Consider the following 14,725-nt stretch of genomic DNA (forward strand, 5'->3'; position numbering starts at 1 on the left):
TGCGAACGCGAAGCTGGACTCCGGGAGGTGCATGGGGTTCAGAGGCCCGTGATGAGCCCCGACTCGTAGATGAAGTTGAAGAGCTGGGAGTAGTTCGACGCCTCGTTCACCGACGACGGAGCGGACGCCTCGGAGTACACGATTTCACCCGGTGAGCCGTCTGGGGACCGCTTGACGATGACGTCGGCGCCGGTGCCCGTCAGCTTCCCGATGACGTACACGTTCCCCGCCCTGTCCAGGACCCGGGGCGAGTTCGAGAAGACGTTGTCGGGCAGCGCCGCGTAGGGCCCCACCCGGGTCGCCTGACCGCTGTTCGAGATGCGCCACAGCTCCGGCGCCCAGACGTTGAAGCCCACGGCGAGGAGCACCAGGAAGCCGTCCTTGTCCGCGCGGGCGTGGCTGATGCTCCAGTCCGCTGGCAGCCCCTGGATGGAGATGAGCCCCCGCTGAGGGCGAGGGCCCAGGATCCAGGCGCGGAACGAGGCGTCCTCGAGGATGTAGTCGTCGGCGTTCCAGGCGTTCACGCTGCTCACCTTGGCCACGACGTCGCCCTGGGCATCGTACAGGGTGGTGCTGCTGGAGGTGTTGCCCTCCTCGATGCAGCTGTAGGCAAGGGCGCCCGTGCCCGCCTGGAGGTGGAAGCTCCCGACGTTCTGGCCGGCGGCGCACTTCGTCGTTGGAATCAGGGTGTCGTTCGCGGGGCCATCGGAGGGATAGACGCGCTTGCCTGCCTCGGACTTGAAGGCGTCCGGAACGAAGACCTTCAGCCGGTGGGGCGTCTCGCCCCGGTCGATGTAGTGGATACGGCCGTCCGGGGCGAGCACGGGATAGGACACGCGCAGCGTTTCGCAGCCGAACCCCACCTGCACCCGCGTGGGCGTCAGGATGCTGGAGAACGCGTCATAGCCACAGTTGGCTCCGTCGCGGAGCGTGCCCCAGAGGATCACGTCGTTCTCGGGGCCCTCACCGGCCTGGCACCGGTTGTCCGCGTCGCAGGTCGGTGCCCAGAGGGCGCTGCCGCCACAGTCGGCGGCGGTGCGGCAGCGGTCCGCCTGGAGGACGCACTTGTTCTTCGCCGCATCGCAGCTCTCGTACGCCTTGCAGTCCGCCGCGGACGTGCACGCGTCCGCCGCGAGCACGCAGGTGTTGTCAGCCCCGCACGTCTCCCACGACTTGCACTGCGAGCTCTTCTCGCACATCCCCTCGCGCAGCTCGCACCGCCGGTCCGTCGTGCAGGCCTGCCAGGCCTGGCACTCACCGTCGCCGGCGCACCCGACGCAGACGCCCTCCTGGCAGCTCAGGCCCGCCAGACAGTCCGCGGCGTCCTCGCACAGCCCCTCGGACGTGCTCGTACACGCCGCCAGGAACAGCACCGCTCCCCACACCATGAATGCGCGAATCAAAAGCGTCCCCCCACGTTGAGCTTGCCGCCACCGCGGCCATCCGAATCGAACGACACGGCCGACAGGCCCCAGAAGGTGAGCCCGGTGAGCGCGATGACGCTGCCGCCAATCATCAGCGTGTTCGCCAGCGTGCTGGACGTCTTCGCCTGGTCGAACCTCGAGCGGTCCCCCGGCACCAGGCGGCCCTCCGTGTAGCGGGCCGAAAGGTCGTTGTTCAGGCTGCGGCTGCGCAGCCCGAAGGCGCCGCCCGCGCCGACCAGGACCGCGCCGCCGATGGACGCGTAGATGCCCGTCTTGCGCATCCACCCGGAGGACGTGGGAGCAGGCGCGTCGTCTTCGTAGGGCGACCCGGAGGTGAGCGACACCGGGTCCGGCTCGGCGGGGGCCGGGTCCGCGACGGGGGCCTGCGCCTGCGCCTGCGCCGCGACGGGGACGTCCGCCCTGGGGTCGGCCGGGGCGGCCTTCGGCGCCGCGCCGTCCGCGAGGGGCGTGCCCAGCTCCGCGTAGGCCTTCTCCAGTTGATCGACGGCGAAGTGCGCCGGCCGCAGGTCCAGGAAGCCCGGGATGAAGCGGAACGAAACGGGGCGCGTCCGCTGCGGGCCGCGGATGACCGTCATGGTGACGGTGACCACGCCGTCCGCCATGACGCCCTCGGCGAGCAGGGTCGCGCCTCCCCGGTTCAGCCCCGCCAGGCATTCCGTCGTCGGCGCGGGGTCGCACGACGCCTTCAGCGGCACGGGGCCCCGCAGGATGAACGACCCGAAGCGCCGCTCACTGGCACGGACTCCGGACACGATGAGCCCTTCCGCGTCAGCGCGCGGGCCGGGTTCGAGTTTTCCCTGGATGGGGTAGAGGCCGACGACGGTCTGCGCGTGGGCAATCCCAGGCAACGCGAGGACCGCCGCCAGCACGAAAAAGCCAATCACTCGCGCATGCGGCATCGCGCGGCAGCCTAGTGAGGGTGTGTCCACCTGTAAACAGTCCGCCAGTGTTTACGGAGGTGGCCCGCCTGGAGGAAGAGCGCTGATTTGGTGACCTGTCTGGGATTCCGCGTGTCGCGTCGAGCTTGCCCGCCTCGATTTCCGCCCTGACAATGCGCCGGCGCGCGGTCAGGGGGGACCCGCACGAAGCCTGTCGCTCTTGGCCCTCCTGGCTGTTCTCTCCGCTAGGACTCCGCATGAACCGAATGACTGGCTTTCGCTCCTGGCGCCCCCGGGCGCTCCATTGCTTCCACCTGGCCCTGCTGGCGGTGCTGACGCTCCCGGGCCTCGGCTGTGATTCCGACGACCCGGAGCCGCCGCTGGTCTCCCCCACGCTCTTCGAGAAAACGCAGTCCGCCGTCAACGTGCTGGCCAACGAGACGGTGACGTTCCACGTCGCCGCGAGGGATGACGGGCAGCGGCCCCTGCGCTTCAGCTGGGAGGCCAGCGCGGGCCTCCTCGAAGCGCCGCTGACCACCGCGACGGCCAGCGACGTGCTCTGGCGGGGCCCGGAATGTCTGCCCGCCGGGACGCGCGTCAAGGTGACGGTGACCGTCACCAATGACGTGGCGCCCGCCGTCACCCGGAGCTTCCCGCTCTCCGTCGTCGCGTGCCCCGAGTCGCCGGTCGTCGCCGGAGGCGCCGTCTCCTCGCTGGTGGTGCGGCCCGACGGCACCGTCTGGGAGTGGGGCACGCTGGGCTCGGGCCAGGAGGGCATCGGCGTGCCCCGGGAGGTGCCGGGACTGACCGGCGTCAGGACCGTGGCCGCGGGAGTCCTCTTCTCCCTGGCCTTGCTCAAGGACGGCACCGTCTGGGCCTGGGGAGACAACACCCAGGGCCAGCTGGGGGATGGGACGACCACCTGGCGTGACGTGCCGGTGCGGGTGTCGGGGCTGAAGGACGTCATCGCCCTCTCCGCGGGCGTCCACTCCGCCCTGGCCCTCCGCAAGGACGGCACCGTCTGGGCATGGGGGGACAATGACCAGGGGCAGCTCGGCGACGGGACGACGGTGGACCGGCTCGTGCCCGTGCAGGTGCACGGCCTGTCCCGTGTCACCGCCGTGGCCATGGGCTGGGCGCACGCGCTGGCCGTGCTCGCGGATGGGACGGTCCGCTCCTGGGGGAGCAACCTCTACGGGCAGCTCGGGGATGGACGGTCTGGCGAGAACAACGGCAGCACCGTCCCGGTCCCGGTGCTCGAGTTGACGGACGTCGTCTCCGTTCGCGCTGACGAGGGGGTGTCGTTCGCCCTGCATGCCGATGGCGGCGTGTCGGGGTGGGGCCTCAACCGGTTCGGCATCCTGGGGCGCGAGGGGGGACTGAGCACGAATGCTCCGGCCCGGATTCCAGGGCTGGCCCATGTGACCGCCCTGGCGCTGGGGCGCTTCTTCGCGCTGGCCCTGCTGGAGGACGGCACCGTCCGGAGCTGGGGAGACAACGTCTACGGACAGCTCGGGGTTGGGACGTACACCCGCCATGGGGCTTCGGAGCGGGTGCCCGGGCTTGAAGGCGTCAAGGCCGTGGCGGCGGGCGCTGACCATTCCCTGGCCGTGCTCTCCGACGGAAGCCTGCGGGTCTGGGGGGACAACCGGAGCATGCAGCTCGGGAGCCGGCCGGACGCCGTGAATCGCAACGCGCCCGTGCGGGTGCTGGGGCTGACGGAGGTGACTCGCGTGGCCGCGGGCGAGACCCATTCCCTGGCGCTGCGCACGGATGGCACGGTCTGGGCCTGGGGAAGCAACATCCAGGGCCAGCTGGGGCTGGCGACCGAGCATGCCGCCAGAACGACACCCGCCCGGGTGCAGGGTCTTGCTGGCATCAAGGCAGTCGCCGTGGGCAGGGCGCATTCGCTGGCGCTGCTCTCCAATGGCACCGTCATGGCGTGGGGAGGCAATGGCCTCGGGCAGCTGGGGCCGGCCTCCCCCCTGGGAATGAGCTCCCCCACCGCCGGCGCCGTGCTGACCGGTGTCTCGGCCGTGTCCGCCGCCGCCGGGTACTCGCTGGCCCTGCGCGAGGACGGCACCGTCTGGGGCTGGGGGTACAACGACGCCGGCCAGCTGGGCCAGGTGGACCCGGTGGAGACCCGCACGCAGGTCACGCCGGTGCAGGTGCCGGCGCTGACGCAGGTCCGCGCCATCTCCGCGGGCGCCTCCCACGCGCTGGCCCTGCGCCAGGACGGCACCGTCTGGGCCTGGGGCGACAACACCCAGGGCCAGCTGGGGGATGGAACGAACACCCTGCGCGCCGTGCCGGCGCAGGTGCCAGGGCTGACGGACGTCATCGCCGTGGCCGCGGGGCGGGTGCACTCGCTGGCCCTGCGTCAGGACGGCACCGTCTGGGCCTGGGGGGACAATGACGCGCGGCAGCTCGGCGACGCGACGCCGGGCGAGCGCACGTCACCGGCACAGGTGGTGGGGCTGACGGGCATCCGGCGCATCGCCGCGGGGGATTCCCACTCGCTGGCCGCGCCGGAAGGGGCCCCGCTCGTCAGCTTCGGCAGGAACACCTCCGGGCAGCTGGGGCTGGGACCGGACTTCGAGAAGGAGTCTCGCGGACAGGTCCTCTCGTTCCTCGACGTCCGCGACGTCGCGGCGGGGGCCGCCCACACCTTCGCCGTGGCGAATGACGGCGCCGTCTGGGCCTGGGGGGCCAATGGCTCGGGCCAGCTGGGCAATGGCGAGGCCGCGAACAGCCCCCGTCCCCTCACGGTGACGCTGCCGTAGGGCGGGCGTGGAAGGGGGACTTGCGCTGACTGGATGACCGGATTATAAATCTGGTCAATGAGTCAGGACCCTCGCACCGCCATCATGAGCGCCGCCGGCGAAGTCTTCACCCGCTTTGGCTTCAAGAAGGCCTCGGTGGAGGACATCGCCCGGCGCGCGGGCGTGGGCAAGGGCAGCATCTACCTGCACTTCGAGAGCAAGGAGGCGCTCTTCGAGGCCTGCGTTGGGGCGGCGCACGCGGAGGGCCTCTCCGAGCTCAAGGCGAAGGTCCGCCGGGCCTCGACGCCCGAGGGGCAGGTTCGCGCCTACATCCAGTGCAAGCTGGAGCAGCAGAGCCGCACGCCCGTGGGCGGGCGCATGGAATTGAGCACCCTCTTCGACCTGGGGGTCCAGGCGGCCCGGTTCATTCCCCGGATGATGGAGGCCAACGTGGAGGTCCTGGCGGGCATCCTCGAGGACGGCGTGGCGCAAGGCGCGTTCACCGTTCCCGAGCCCAGGCACGTGGCCCGGGGCCTCGAGATGCTGCTCATGCAGATGACCCTCCGGTTGATGCCGGAGGAGCCGGACGCGGCCTTGACCCAGGCGGTGGACAGCGTCTTCGAGGTCTTCGTCCGCGGCCTCCTGAAGCAGCGGCCTCCCCACTGACCTTCTCTTTCCTGGCCCCACTTCGCGCCCGGGCGCGGTGGGGCTTTTGCCTGGCCGGGACTGACCAGAAAACCGATTCAGTCATTCAGTGCCGGAGTCCCGGCCCACATCAGGGGAACGCAGCGATGAAGATGTTCATGAAGGCGGCGGCGGTGGTGGCAGCGGTGGTGGCGACGGGGTGCGGTGGGGGTGAGAAGGCGGTCGTCCCGCGGGCCCCCGCCGCGCAGCTCGCGCAGAAGCCGGTGGGCGTGCGGGCCGTCACGCCGGCCACGCAGCTGGAGGCGAACGTCCTGCGGGCCACCGGCAGCGTGCGCGCCCGGCAGGCGGCGACGCTGAGCGCACAGGGGTCCGGCACGCTCACGCGCGTCAGCGTGGACGTGGGCGACACGGTGAAGCGCGGCCAGGTGCTGGCGCGGCTGGACACCTCCAACGCGCGCATCGCCGTGAACCAGGCGCGCGCGTCCAAGGCGGCGGCGGACGCGGCGCTGGATGGGGCGACGGCGGAGGTGGAGCGGGCCCGCGTGCTGGCGCAGTCGGGCAGCGTGGCGCGCTCCGCGCTGGACAAGGCGGAGGTGGGCTTCCGCCAGGCGCAGGCGCAGGCGCAGCAGGCCGCCGCCGCCCTGGACAGCGCGCAGGAGTCCGTGCGCGACGCCACGCTCACGGCGCCCTTCGACGGGGTCATCACCAGCCGCGGCCGCAACGAGGGCGACTACGTGTCGCCGGGCACGGCCATCTTCGGGCTGGTCAACACCCAGTCCCTGGAGGTGCGCGCCCCGGTGCCCGAGTCGCTGGTGGACCGCGTGACCGTGGGCGCCGTCGTGAAGGGCACGCTCAACCCCTCCGGCGCGCCCTTCGAGGCGAAGGTGAAGAGCCTGGGCGCCACCATCGACGAGCAGACGCGCACGGTGGAGGTGCTCGCGGAGGTGATTCCGGCGAAGGAGGGCGGGGCGCGGCTGCGCGCGGGCGCCCTGGTGGAGCTGGACTTCTCCCAGGCGGCGGCACCCAGCGGCGCCGAGGCCGAGGCGGGGCTCTTCCTTCCCACGCAGGCCGTCAACGCCCGGGGCCAGCAGGGCTTCGTCTGGGTGGTGCAGGACGGCAAGGCGCGCAAGCGCGACGTCAAGGTGGAGCGCGTGCTGCCCGGCTTCGTGCGCGTCGTGGACGGCCTGGGCCCCGCGGAGCGCGTCGTCGCCGACGCCAGCCTGCCGCTCCAGGACGGCACCGCGCTCCAGGTCGCGCAATAGCCGCCGCGCCTTCCTTCCCCATCCCTTTCCCGGTCACGCCATCCCATGCTCCAGACCTTCATCAAACACTCTGTCTTCACCGTCATGCTGATGGCGGCCATCGTCGTCTTCGGCCTCTATTCCTATCCGCGCATCGGCGTGGACCAGTACCCGGACGTCGACATCCCGTACGTCACCGTCACCACGCTGCTGCCGGGCGCGGATCCGGAGTCCATCGAGAAGAACGTCACCGACCCGCTGGAGGAGGCGCTCAACACGGTCAACGGCGTGGATGAGCTCAACTCCATCAACCTGGAGAACGTGAGCCAGGTGACCATCGCCTTCAAGCTGGGCACCGACGTGAACATCGCGGCCCAGGACGTGCGTGACCGCGTGCAGGCCACGCTGCGCTCGCTGCCGGACGACATCGAGACGCCCGTCGTGGAGAAGTTCGACATCGGCGCGGCGCCCATCCTCACGCTGTCGCTGTCCGGGGCCCTGCCCGTGGACGAGCTGACGCGCGTGGCGGAGGACGTGGTGAAGCCCGCCCTGCAGAGCCAGCCGGGCGTGGGCAGCATCGGCGTGGTGGGTGGCCGCGAGCGGGAGGTCCAGCTGGTGGTGGATCCGCAGCGGCTGCGCGGCTACGGGCTGGCCATTGGCGACGTGAGCCAGGCCCTCCAGGCGCAGAGCGTGGACCTGCCCGGCGGGCGCACCACGCAGGGCGGCCGCGAGCGCATCGTGCGCCTGACGGCGGAAGCCAAGAGCGTGAAGGAGATTGGCGACATCATCGTCGCCAGCCCCAACGGCACCCCGGTGCGCGTGCGGGACGTGGCGGCGGTGGTGGACGGCGCGCAGGAGGCGCGAGGCCTGGCGCGCTCCGACACGGGCGCCGCCATCGCGCTCGTGGTGCGCAAGCAGTCCGGCGCCAACACGGTGCAGGTGGCCGAGGCCGTCAAGGAGTCCCTGGCGGAGCTCAACGCGGACCTGCCGGAGGGCGTGACGGTCAGCACCATCAGCGACAACTCCACCAACATCCGCGCGTCCATCCACGCGGTGCAGGAGGACATGCTGCTGGGCGGCGTGCTGTCCGTGCTCATCGTGCTGGTGTTCCTGCGCAACCTGCGCTCGACGCTCGTGTCCGCCGTCGCGCTGCCGGTGAGCGTCATCGGCACCTTCGCGGTGATGGCGCTCCTGGGCTTCACCTTCAACATCATCACCATGCTGGCGCTGACGCTCTCCATCGGCCTGCTCATCGACGACGCCATCGTGGTCATCGAGAACATCGTCCGCCACCTGGAGGAGGGGAAGACGCCCATGCAGGCGGCGCTGGAGGGCACGAAGCAGATCGTCATCGCGGTGCTCGCGGTGACGCTGGCCATCGTGGCCGTGTTCATCCCCGTGGCCTTCATGGAGGGGATGATTGGCCAGTTCTTCTTCCAGTTCGGCGTCACGGTGGCCGTGGCGGTGCTCATCTCCTACGTGGTGTCCATGACGCTCACGCCCATGCTCTCCAGCCGGCTGCTGAAGGGGCACGGCCATGGCGCCCCCACGAACCGCGTGAGCGCGGCCATCGAGCGCGCGCTCGTGGCGGTGGAGAACGGCTACCGCCGCGCCCTGGATGCCGTGCTCGACCGGCGGGGCCTGGCCGTGGCCGCGGCCGTGGGCGTGCTGGTGCTGACGCTGGGCATGGCGCGCTTCCTCAAGTTCACCTTCATCCCGCCCTCGGACAACGGCGCGGTGCGCGTGACGCTGGAGCTGCCGGTGGGCTCCACCCTGGAGGACACCGAGCGGGAGCTGGCCGTCGTGGCCCAGCAGGCGCGCGGCCTGGAGGGCGTGAAGGAGACGTTCAGCACCGCGGGCGGCGGCACGCTGGAGGAGGTGCACAAGGGCGAGGTGCTGGTGAACCTGGTGCCGCGCAAGGAGCGCGCGTTCGACCAGGAGACCTTCAAGGTCCAGCTGCGCGCCGCGCTGGCCGAGCGCCCCGGCGTGCTGCTCACGGTGCAGGACGCCGCGGGCCTTGGCGGTGGCCGCAACCAGCAGGTCCAGTACGTGCTGCGAGGCACGGACTGGTCCCAGGTCGTCGCCGGCAGCGAGAAGCTGCTCACCGCGATGAAGTCCAACCCGGGCCTCACCGACGTGGACACCACGTTCCGCAGCGGCAAGCCGCAGTACGACGTGCGCATCGACCGCGAGCGGGCCGCGAAGCTGGGCGTGCCGGCCGCGCAGGTGGGCATGGCCCTGCGCGCCTACCTGGGCCGCGACGAGTTCATGTCCTACCGCGAGGGCGGTGAGACGTACGACGTGAAGCTGCGCCTGCCGGAGGCCACGCTCGCCTCCGAGGAGGCGCTGGGACAGCTCACCGTGCGCGGCACGGACGGGCAGCTGGTGGAGCTGCGCAACGTGGCGAACATCACGCCTTCGGAGGGCCCGGTGCAGATCGACCGGCAGAACCAGCGGCGGCAGATCACGCTGCTCGCCAACCTGGCCCCGGGCTACACGCTGGGCGAGGGCATGGCCTGGATGACGGCGCAGGCGCGGCAGGACCTGCCCCAGGGCGTGGTGGGGAACTTCGCCGGCAACGCGAAGGAGCTGAACAAGACGACGGCGGCCTTCGCCACCGCGCTGGGGCTGGGCATCCTGCTGCTCTACATGGTGCTGGCCGCGCAGTTCGGCAGCTACATCCACCCCTTCACCATCATGCTGTCGCTGCCCTTCGCGCTCATCGGCGCCATCGGCGCGCTGCTGCTGTCGGGCCATGCGCTGTCCATCTTCGCCCTCATCGGCGTCATCATGCTGATGGGCCTGGTGGTGAAGAACGGCATCCTGCTCGTGGACTTCACCCAGCAGCTGCGCGAGGCAGGAAAGAGCGCGCGCGACGCGCTGCTGCAGGCGGCCCCCATGCGCCTGCGCCCCATCCTCATGACGACCATCGCCATGGTGGCCGGCATGGTGCCGGTGGCGCTCGCCCGGGGGGACGGCGCGGAGATGCGCGTGCCCATGGCGCTGGTCATCATCGGCGGCCTCATCAGCTCCACGGTGCTGACGCTGGTGGTGGTGCCCGTCGTCTACTCGCTGCTGGACGGGGTCTCCGCGCGCTTCACGCGCCGCGAGGCGGACGCTCCGGCACCGGTGGCCGCCCAGCTCACGGAGGAGGGCGCGCACTGACCGCGCGCTCCCCGCTTCTTCAACCCCTTTCACAGCCGGACCTTCATCATGCTCATCCCAGCGCTTCTCTCCAGCGTCCTCGTGGCGCAGGCCCCCGGTGTGTCCGACCGGCCCGTCCAACCCCCCGCCCCCGAGCCGAAGGTGGCTCCGGCCACCGCGTTCCCGCTGCTCACCCTCGAGGAGGCCATCGCCCTCGCGGAGAAGCAGAGCCCCAGCCTGGACGCCGCCCGCGCGCGGCTCCAGCAGTCCCGGGAGCTGGGCAACAAGGCCTGGTCGGGCTACCTGCCCAGCATCACCGCCAGCGGTTCGTACACCCGCTACCCGAGGGACGTGTCGTTCGAGTTCCCCGGGGCGACGGACCCCCTCACCTTGCAGAAGCAGGACCAGCTCGGTGCGCAGATTACCGGGCGGCAGGCGTTGATTGTCCCCACGCTGTGGCCCGCCATCCAGAACGCCTACCTGGGCGAGAAGGCGGCGGCGCTGACGGCGGAGAACACCCGCCGGGAGATCCTCTTCGCGGTGGCCCAGGCGTACATCGGGGCCGCGAGCCTGCGGGAGTCCCTGGCGGTGCAGGAGCAGCTGCTCGACGTCCGCCGGGGCTTCGAGCGCGATGCCCAGGCGCGCTTCGAGGCGGGCGACGCGGAGCGGCTGGCCGTCCTTCGCGCGACGCTGGACCGCAAGCAGGCGGAGCAGGAGGTGGTGCGCAGCCGCAACGCCTACGCCACCGCGAAGAGCGCCCTGGCGGCGCTGCTCGCGCGGCCGGTGGACTTCGACGTCGCACCGCCCCAGGGGGATGACGTCGCGGTCCCCGCCGGGGCCGGTGACGCGCAAGGCGCGGAGAAGACCGCGCTGGACCAGCGCCCGGACGCGGCGGCGGCGCGCCTCAACGTGGACGTCGCGCGCGGCGGCCGCAAGCAGCTCCTCTTCGAGTACCTGCCCAACCTGTACCTCACGGGCAACTTCTCCGCGGCGAACACCGCCGGGCTCACCGGCCAGGCCACCACCTGGACGGCGGGGCTGGCCCTGTCGTGGACGCTCTTCGACGGCGGGCTGCGCGAGGCCAACCTGCGTGAGTCCTCCGGGAGGATCGCCGAGGCGAACGCCAACCTGCGCGGCCTGGAGGAGAAGATCCGCGACGAGGTGCGCAAGGCGCGCAGCGAGCTGGAGAGCGCGGAGGCCAACCTCCGCACGGCCGAGGAGCGGGTGAAGCTGGCGTGGGAGAGCGCGCGGCTGGCGAAGCAGAACTTCGACGCCGGTGCCACGACGTACCTCCAGGTGACGGACGTCAACGCGACGCTCGCGAGCGCCCAGCTGTCCGCCGTGGCCGAGTCGCTCAACGTGCGGCTGTCCCGCCTGACGCTGATGCGGGCCATGGGCCTCTTCGACCCCACGGGCCACTCCCTGGTGCAGCGCTAGCCATGCCCGAGCGCTTCCTCCTGCTGACCTTGCTGCACGTCGTGGGGCTCCCGGGCCTGGCCCGGGCCCAGGTGTCCCCGGTGGAGTTGAAGGCCGAAGCCGCCCCGCCCGAACCCGAGGAGCTGACGGGGCGCATCGAGCGCATCGACATCCAGGGCAACACCCGCACGAAGGAGTCCGTCATCGTCCGGGCGCTGCGCATGGCTCCGGGCGACACCCTCGTCACCGGGGACGTGGCCGAGCTGAAGCGAAGGCTGATGAACCTCAGGCTCTTCACGAGCGTGGACGTGACGACGCACGCGCAAGGGGCGGGCGTCGCGCTCCAGGTCCAGGTTGGTGCGGGATCCGGAGTCGGGAGACTTCCTGCCCGTCGTCGCGGTGGGGTTCGGTTTCTAGATGACGGTCCTGTCCATCCTTCCCAGGCAGCGCGCCGCCGTCCTCGAGGCCGCACGTGCGCTGGCGCTGGGACTCCAGCACGTCGAGTGCACCCTGCTGCGCTTCGGCCTGCCTCCAGGTGCCCTCATCCGGCCCTGAGCGAAGGGGCGCGCCGCCAGGACACGCCCACGGCCACCGCCGCGAGGACCGCGAGCCCCACCCACGCATGCCGGGACGCGGCCTCCGCCCAGGCATCCAGCGGCGTGCTCACGCCCAGGGCCCGCTCCAGCACCCAGCCGCACGCGGCCACGCCACCCACCGCCGCGCCGCCGATGCGTAGCGCGGTGAAGCCCGTTCCCCGGCTCCACAAGAGGAGCCAGGGCAGGACGAGCAGCACCACGGCGGCCTGCATCACCTCGATGCCCAGGTTGAAGCCCAGGATGCTCAGGGCCAGCGCTCCGGTGTCGAACCCCATGCCCGCGAGCACCGTGGCGAACGCGAGCCCGTGGACGAGCCCGAACACCGCCGCGACGACGGGCTCCCGGCCCGGGAACAGCGGCCGCACCGCGTGCACCGCGGACACGAGGATGCTCACCGCGATGAGCACCTCCACGGGCTGGCCCGGCAGGCGCAGCATGCCCACGGCCGCGGCCGCCAGCGTGAGCGAGTGGCCCAGGGTGAAGGCCGTCACCACGAAGAGGATGCGCTTGAGGCTCCCTCCCAGCCCGTCCGGCTCCCGCCAGCGGCCTGCGCGCGCGAGCAGCGGCGCGGGCAACAGCAGCACGAGCAGGAAGAGCAGGTGGTCCGTCCCTTCCGCGATGTGGTGCACGCCCAGGCCGAAAGCTGCCTGGAAGCCCGTCCACCAGGAGCCATGCGTCCGGTCGATGCGCAGTGACGGCGTCTGGGCGCTCACCGCGCCCACCATCTCCTGCCCCTCGCCGAAGAGGCCGGTGTGGAAGTCGCGCCGCACCGACACCAGGGCGCGGTGGTTCATCACCTCGTGCAGGATGAGCGTGTCGTTGAGCGTGAAGGCCCGCGCCGACGCGCCGGGCGGCGCCCGCAGCGTGACGTGCGCCACGAGGCAGTCCCCGTCGTCCACGCGCCGCACGCCCACGTCGCCGACCTCCACGTCGAAGGGCCGGCCGTCCGGTGCCGTCGCGCCGAAGTGCTCCCGGAGGTAGGCCGGAAGCGCGGCGGCGTGCTCGCGGAGGACGTCCGCCGGGGCCGCGCTGAATGACTTCGTCAGCGCGAGCGCGAGCTGATCCATCGGGAGCTGGACCTCGGCCTGGACCGCGCGCTCCCCGACGTCGAGCAGCACGGCCGTGTTCTTCACGAGGTGCGCGTGCGCGGACACCCCCACCAGGAGCATGGCGAGGCCCAATGCCCATGCCCGGTGCTTCGTCATGCTCCTGGAGGGAATGGCCATCATGGGCTCAGCTGGTTCCCGTAGTCCGTCTGCTTGTCACGGTAGATGGTGTGGTAGTGCGTGGCGTTCCTGAGGACCACGCCCTGCTGGCAGGCCACTTCAATCCAGACGCGGGGCCCGTCAATGCGCATGTACGTGCCGTTGAGGTCCACGTCGACGCCCGCGGACTTCGTGCCGCCCCAGGCCACGTAGGTCCGGGCGTAGGCGTCCGCTGACGTGTACGCCGCGACGAGCGGATCCGCGATGGCGGGCGCGAAGTCCTCCACCCACTGCCGGATGGCCGCCGTCACCAGCGCCTGCTGGCTTTCGGAGAGCGTGGAGACGAGCACGCCCTGCTGCGCGGGGAAGACGACGTTGGCGTAGCTGCCGGTGCCGTACTCCACGGGCCCGAGCACCACGTCGGAGAAGGTCCCCGACATATAGGCGGCATCGAGTTGTTCGGCGCTCAGCGCGTTGTACATGGCCACCATCGCGTCGCCGTCGTCCTCGAGCGGCGCGTAGGTTTCGCCGTTCACGGTGAAGGGCGACTTGGGCTCCGCGCCCAGGTGGTTGGGCGTCGGGTAGCCCGTGCCGTCGAGGTACGTCACGTTGAAGGCCATGTGGTGGCCGCCAATCTGGAGCATCCAGTTGCCCGTCGTGGACGGCGTCCCGATGAACGCGATGACGTAGTTGTCCGACGAGTAGTCGAGCGTGGCGCCGCCCATGCCGCCGTCGCCGCCGGGAGGGCCGCCCATGCCGCCGTCACCCGGAGGGCCGCCCATGCCGCCGTCGCCCCCGGGAGGCCCGCCCGTGCCGCCGTCACCGCCCGGAGGGCCGCCGGTGCTGCCACCCTGCTCGTTGAGGTAGTCATCCGCCGCGAAGACACCGGTCATGTCGGCGTAGCCCTCGGCGGTGAGGACGAGGGAGGCGAGGGTGAGCGCGGCGGTCCTGCTCTCCTCGCTCAGCGTGCCCCACGTCAGGCCGGTGCGCGTGACGCCGGGCAGGTTGCTCCAGTACGTTTTCTCCGCCTGGGTCGTCCAGGCATGGACGACGGAGGCCCGCTGGGCTTCCGTCAACGTGGCGAGGAACGCATTGGACGCGCAGACCACCTGCTCGATGTGCGTCGCGGCGGTGGCGCAGTTCGCGGTGGTGGTTCCACCGTCATCCGTGCCGGCGTCCACCTGGGTTCCCGCGTCGGGTGAGGTTCCGGGGTCCGAGTCGTCACCGCAGGCACCGAGTGCCAGCACCGAGCAACTCACTCCAAGACACAGCCATTTGACGGCATGTCGCCGCATTCGCTACCCCTGGGTCAGGTTTCCAGAGACCTGGCTTGTAGCGGTCGGTCCTTAAGAGAATCTGAAGGCCCTGGACCTCCCGGACGCTGGAAGGTGCG

Annotated in this window: 10 protein-coding genes and 1 pseudogene; 7 read left to right on the forward strand and 4 right to left on the reverse strand. The window is 71.3% G+C overall.

The genetic code is table 11. From position 1 onward, the window contains the following. Positions 1-38: 38 nt before the first annotated feature. Together NR792_RS36175 and NR792_RS36180 are read right to left on the reverse strand one after the other, a co-directional pair. Positions 39-1,388, reverse strand: a complete 1,350-nt coding sequence (locus NR792_RS36175; protein ID WP_375757270.1) for a hypothetical protein — start codon at positions 1,386-1,388, stop codon at positions 39-41. A gap of 11 nt (positions 1,389-1,399) precedes the next feature. Continuing rightward, the gene (locus tag NR792_RS36180; protein WP_375757271.1) at positions 1,400-2,329 is read right to left on the reverse strand and encodes a hypothetical protein; all 930 of its coding nucleotides are present in this window, start codon (positions 2,327-2,329) and stop codon (positions 1,400-1,402) included. Between the two features lie 251 nt (positions 2,330-2,580). Between NR792_RS36180 and NR792_RS36185 the strand changes: the two genes are divergently transcribed. The 7 genes and pseudogenes from NR792_RS36185 (at position 2,581) to NR792_RS36215 (ending at position 12,086) form a co-directional block, all read left to right on the forward strand. After that, on the forward strand, positions 2,581-5,106 hold the full coding sequence (locus NR792_RS36185; RefSeq protein ID WP_375757272.1) for an RCC1 repeat-containing protein: 2,526 nt from the start codon (positions 2,581-2,583) through the stop codon (positions 5,104-5,106). 57 nt (positions 5,107-5,163) lie between these two features. Next, positions 5,164-5,751, forward strand: a complete 588-nt coding sequence (locus NR792_RS36190; protein ID WP_375757273.1) for a TetR/AcrR family transcriptional regulator — start codon at positions 5,164-5,166, stop codon at positions 5,749-5,751. Positions 5,752-5,876: 125 nt separating this feature from the next. After that, positions 5,877-6,992, forward strand: coding sequence for an efflux RND transporter periplasmic adaptor subunit (locus tag NR792_RS36195; RefSeq protein ID WP_375757274.1), 1,116 nt, complete (start codon positions 5,877-5,879; stop codon positions 6,990-6,992). Positions 6,993-7,037: 45 nt separating this feature from the next. Continuing rightward, a complete protein-coding gene (locus NR792_RS36200; protein WP_375757275.1) occupies positions 7,038-10,136 on the forward strand; it encodes an efflux RND transporter permease subunit in 3,099 nt (1,032 codons plus the stop codon). 48 nt (positions 10,137-10,184) lie between these two features. Then, the gene (locus NR792_RS36205) at positions 10,185-11,552 is read left to right on the forward strand and encodes a TolC family protein (RefSeq protein WP_375757276.1); all 1,368 of its coding nucleotides are present in this window, start codon (positions 10,185-10,187) and stop codon (positions 11,550-11,552) included. 2 nt (positions 11,553-11,554) lie between these two features. After that, positions 11,555-11,875: pseudogene (locus tag NR792_RS36210) on the forward strand (FtsQ-type POTRA domain-containing protein); the annotation flags it as partial. A 73-nt stretch (positions 11,876-11,948) separates the two neighbouring features. Then, positions 11,949-12,086 (forward strand): hypothetical protein, encoded by a 138-nt coding sequence (locus tag NR792_RS36215; RefSeq protein ID WP_375757277.1) that lies wholly within the window; start codon positions 11,949-11,951, stop codon positions 12,084-12,086. On the opposite strand, the gene NR792_RS36220 is transcribed toward NR792_RS36215, so the two are convergent. Continuing rightward, on the reverse strand, positions 12,073-13,356 hold the full coding sequence (locus NR792_RS36220; RefSeq protein WP_375757278.1) for a HupE/UreJ family protein: 1,284 nt from the start codon (positions 13,354-13,356) through the stop codon (positions 12,073-12,075). The genes NR792_RS36215 and NR792_RS36220 overlap by 14 nt on opposite strands. Continuing rightward, positions 13,353-14,579: a DUF3500 domain-containing protein gene (locus NR792_RS36225; RefSeq protein ID WP_375757279.1), complete on the reverse strand. Its 1,227-nt coding sequence runs from the start codon at positions 14,577-14,579 to the stop codon at positions 13,353-13,355. Before NR792_RS36225 ends, NR792_RS36220 begins: the two co-directional genes overlap by 4 nt. Between the last annotated feature and the right edge of the window lie 146 nt (positions 14,580-14,725).

The organism is Corallococcus exercitus (assembly GCF_042231735.1).
GTDB classification, from domain to species: Bacteria; Myxococcota; Myxococcia; order Myxococcales; family Myxococcaceae; genus Corallococcus; species Corallococcus exercitus_B.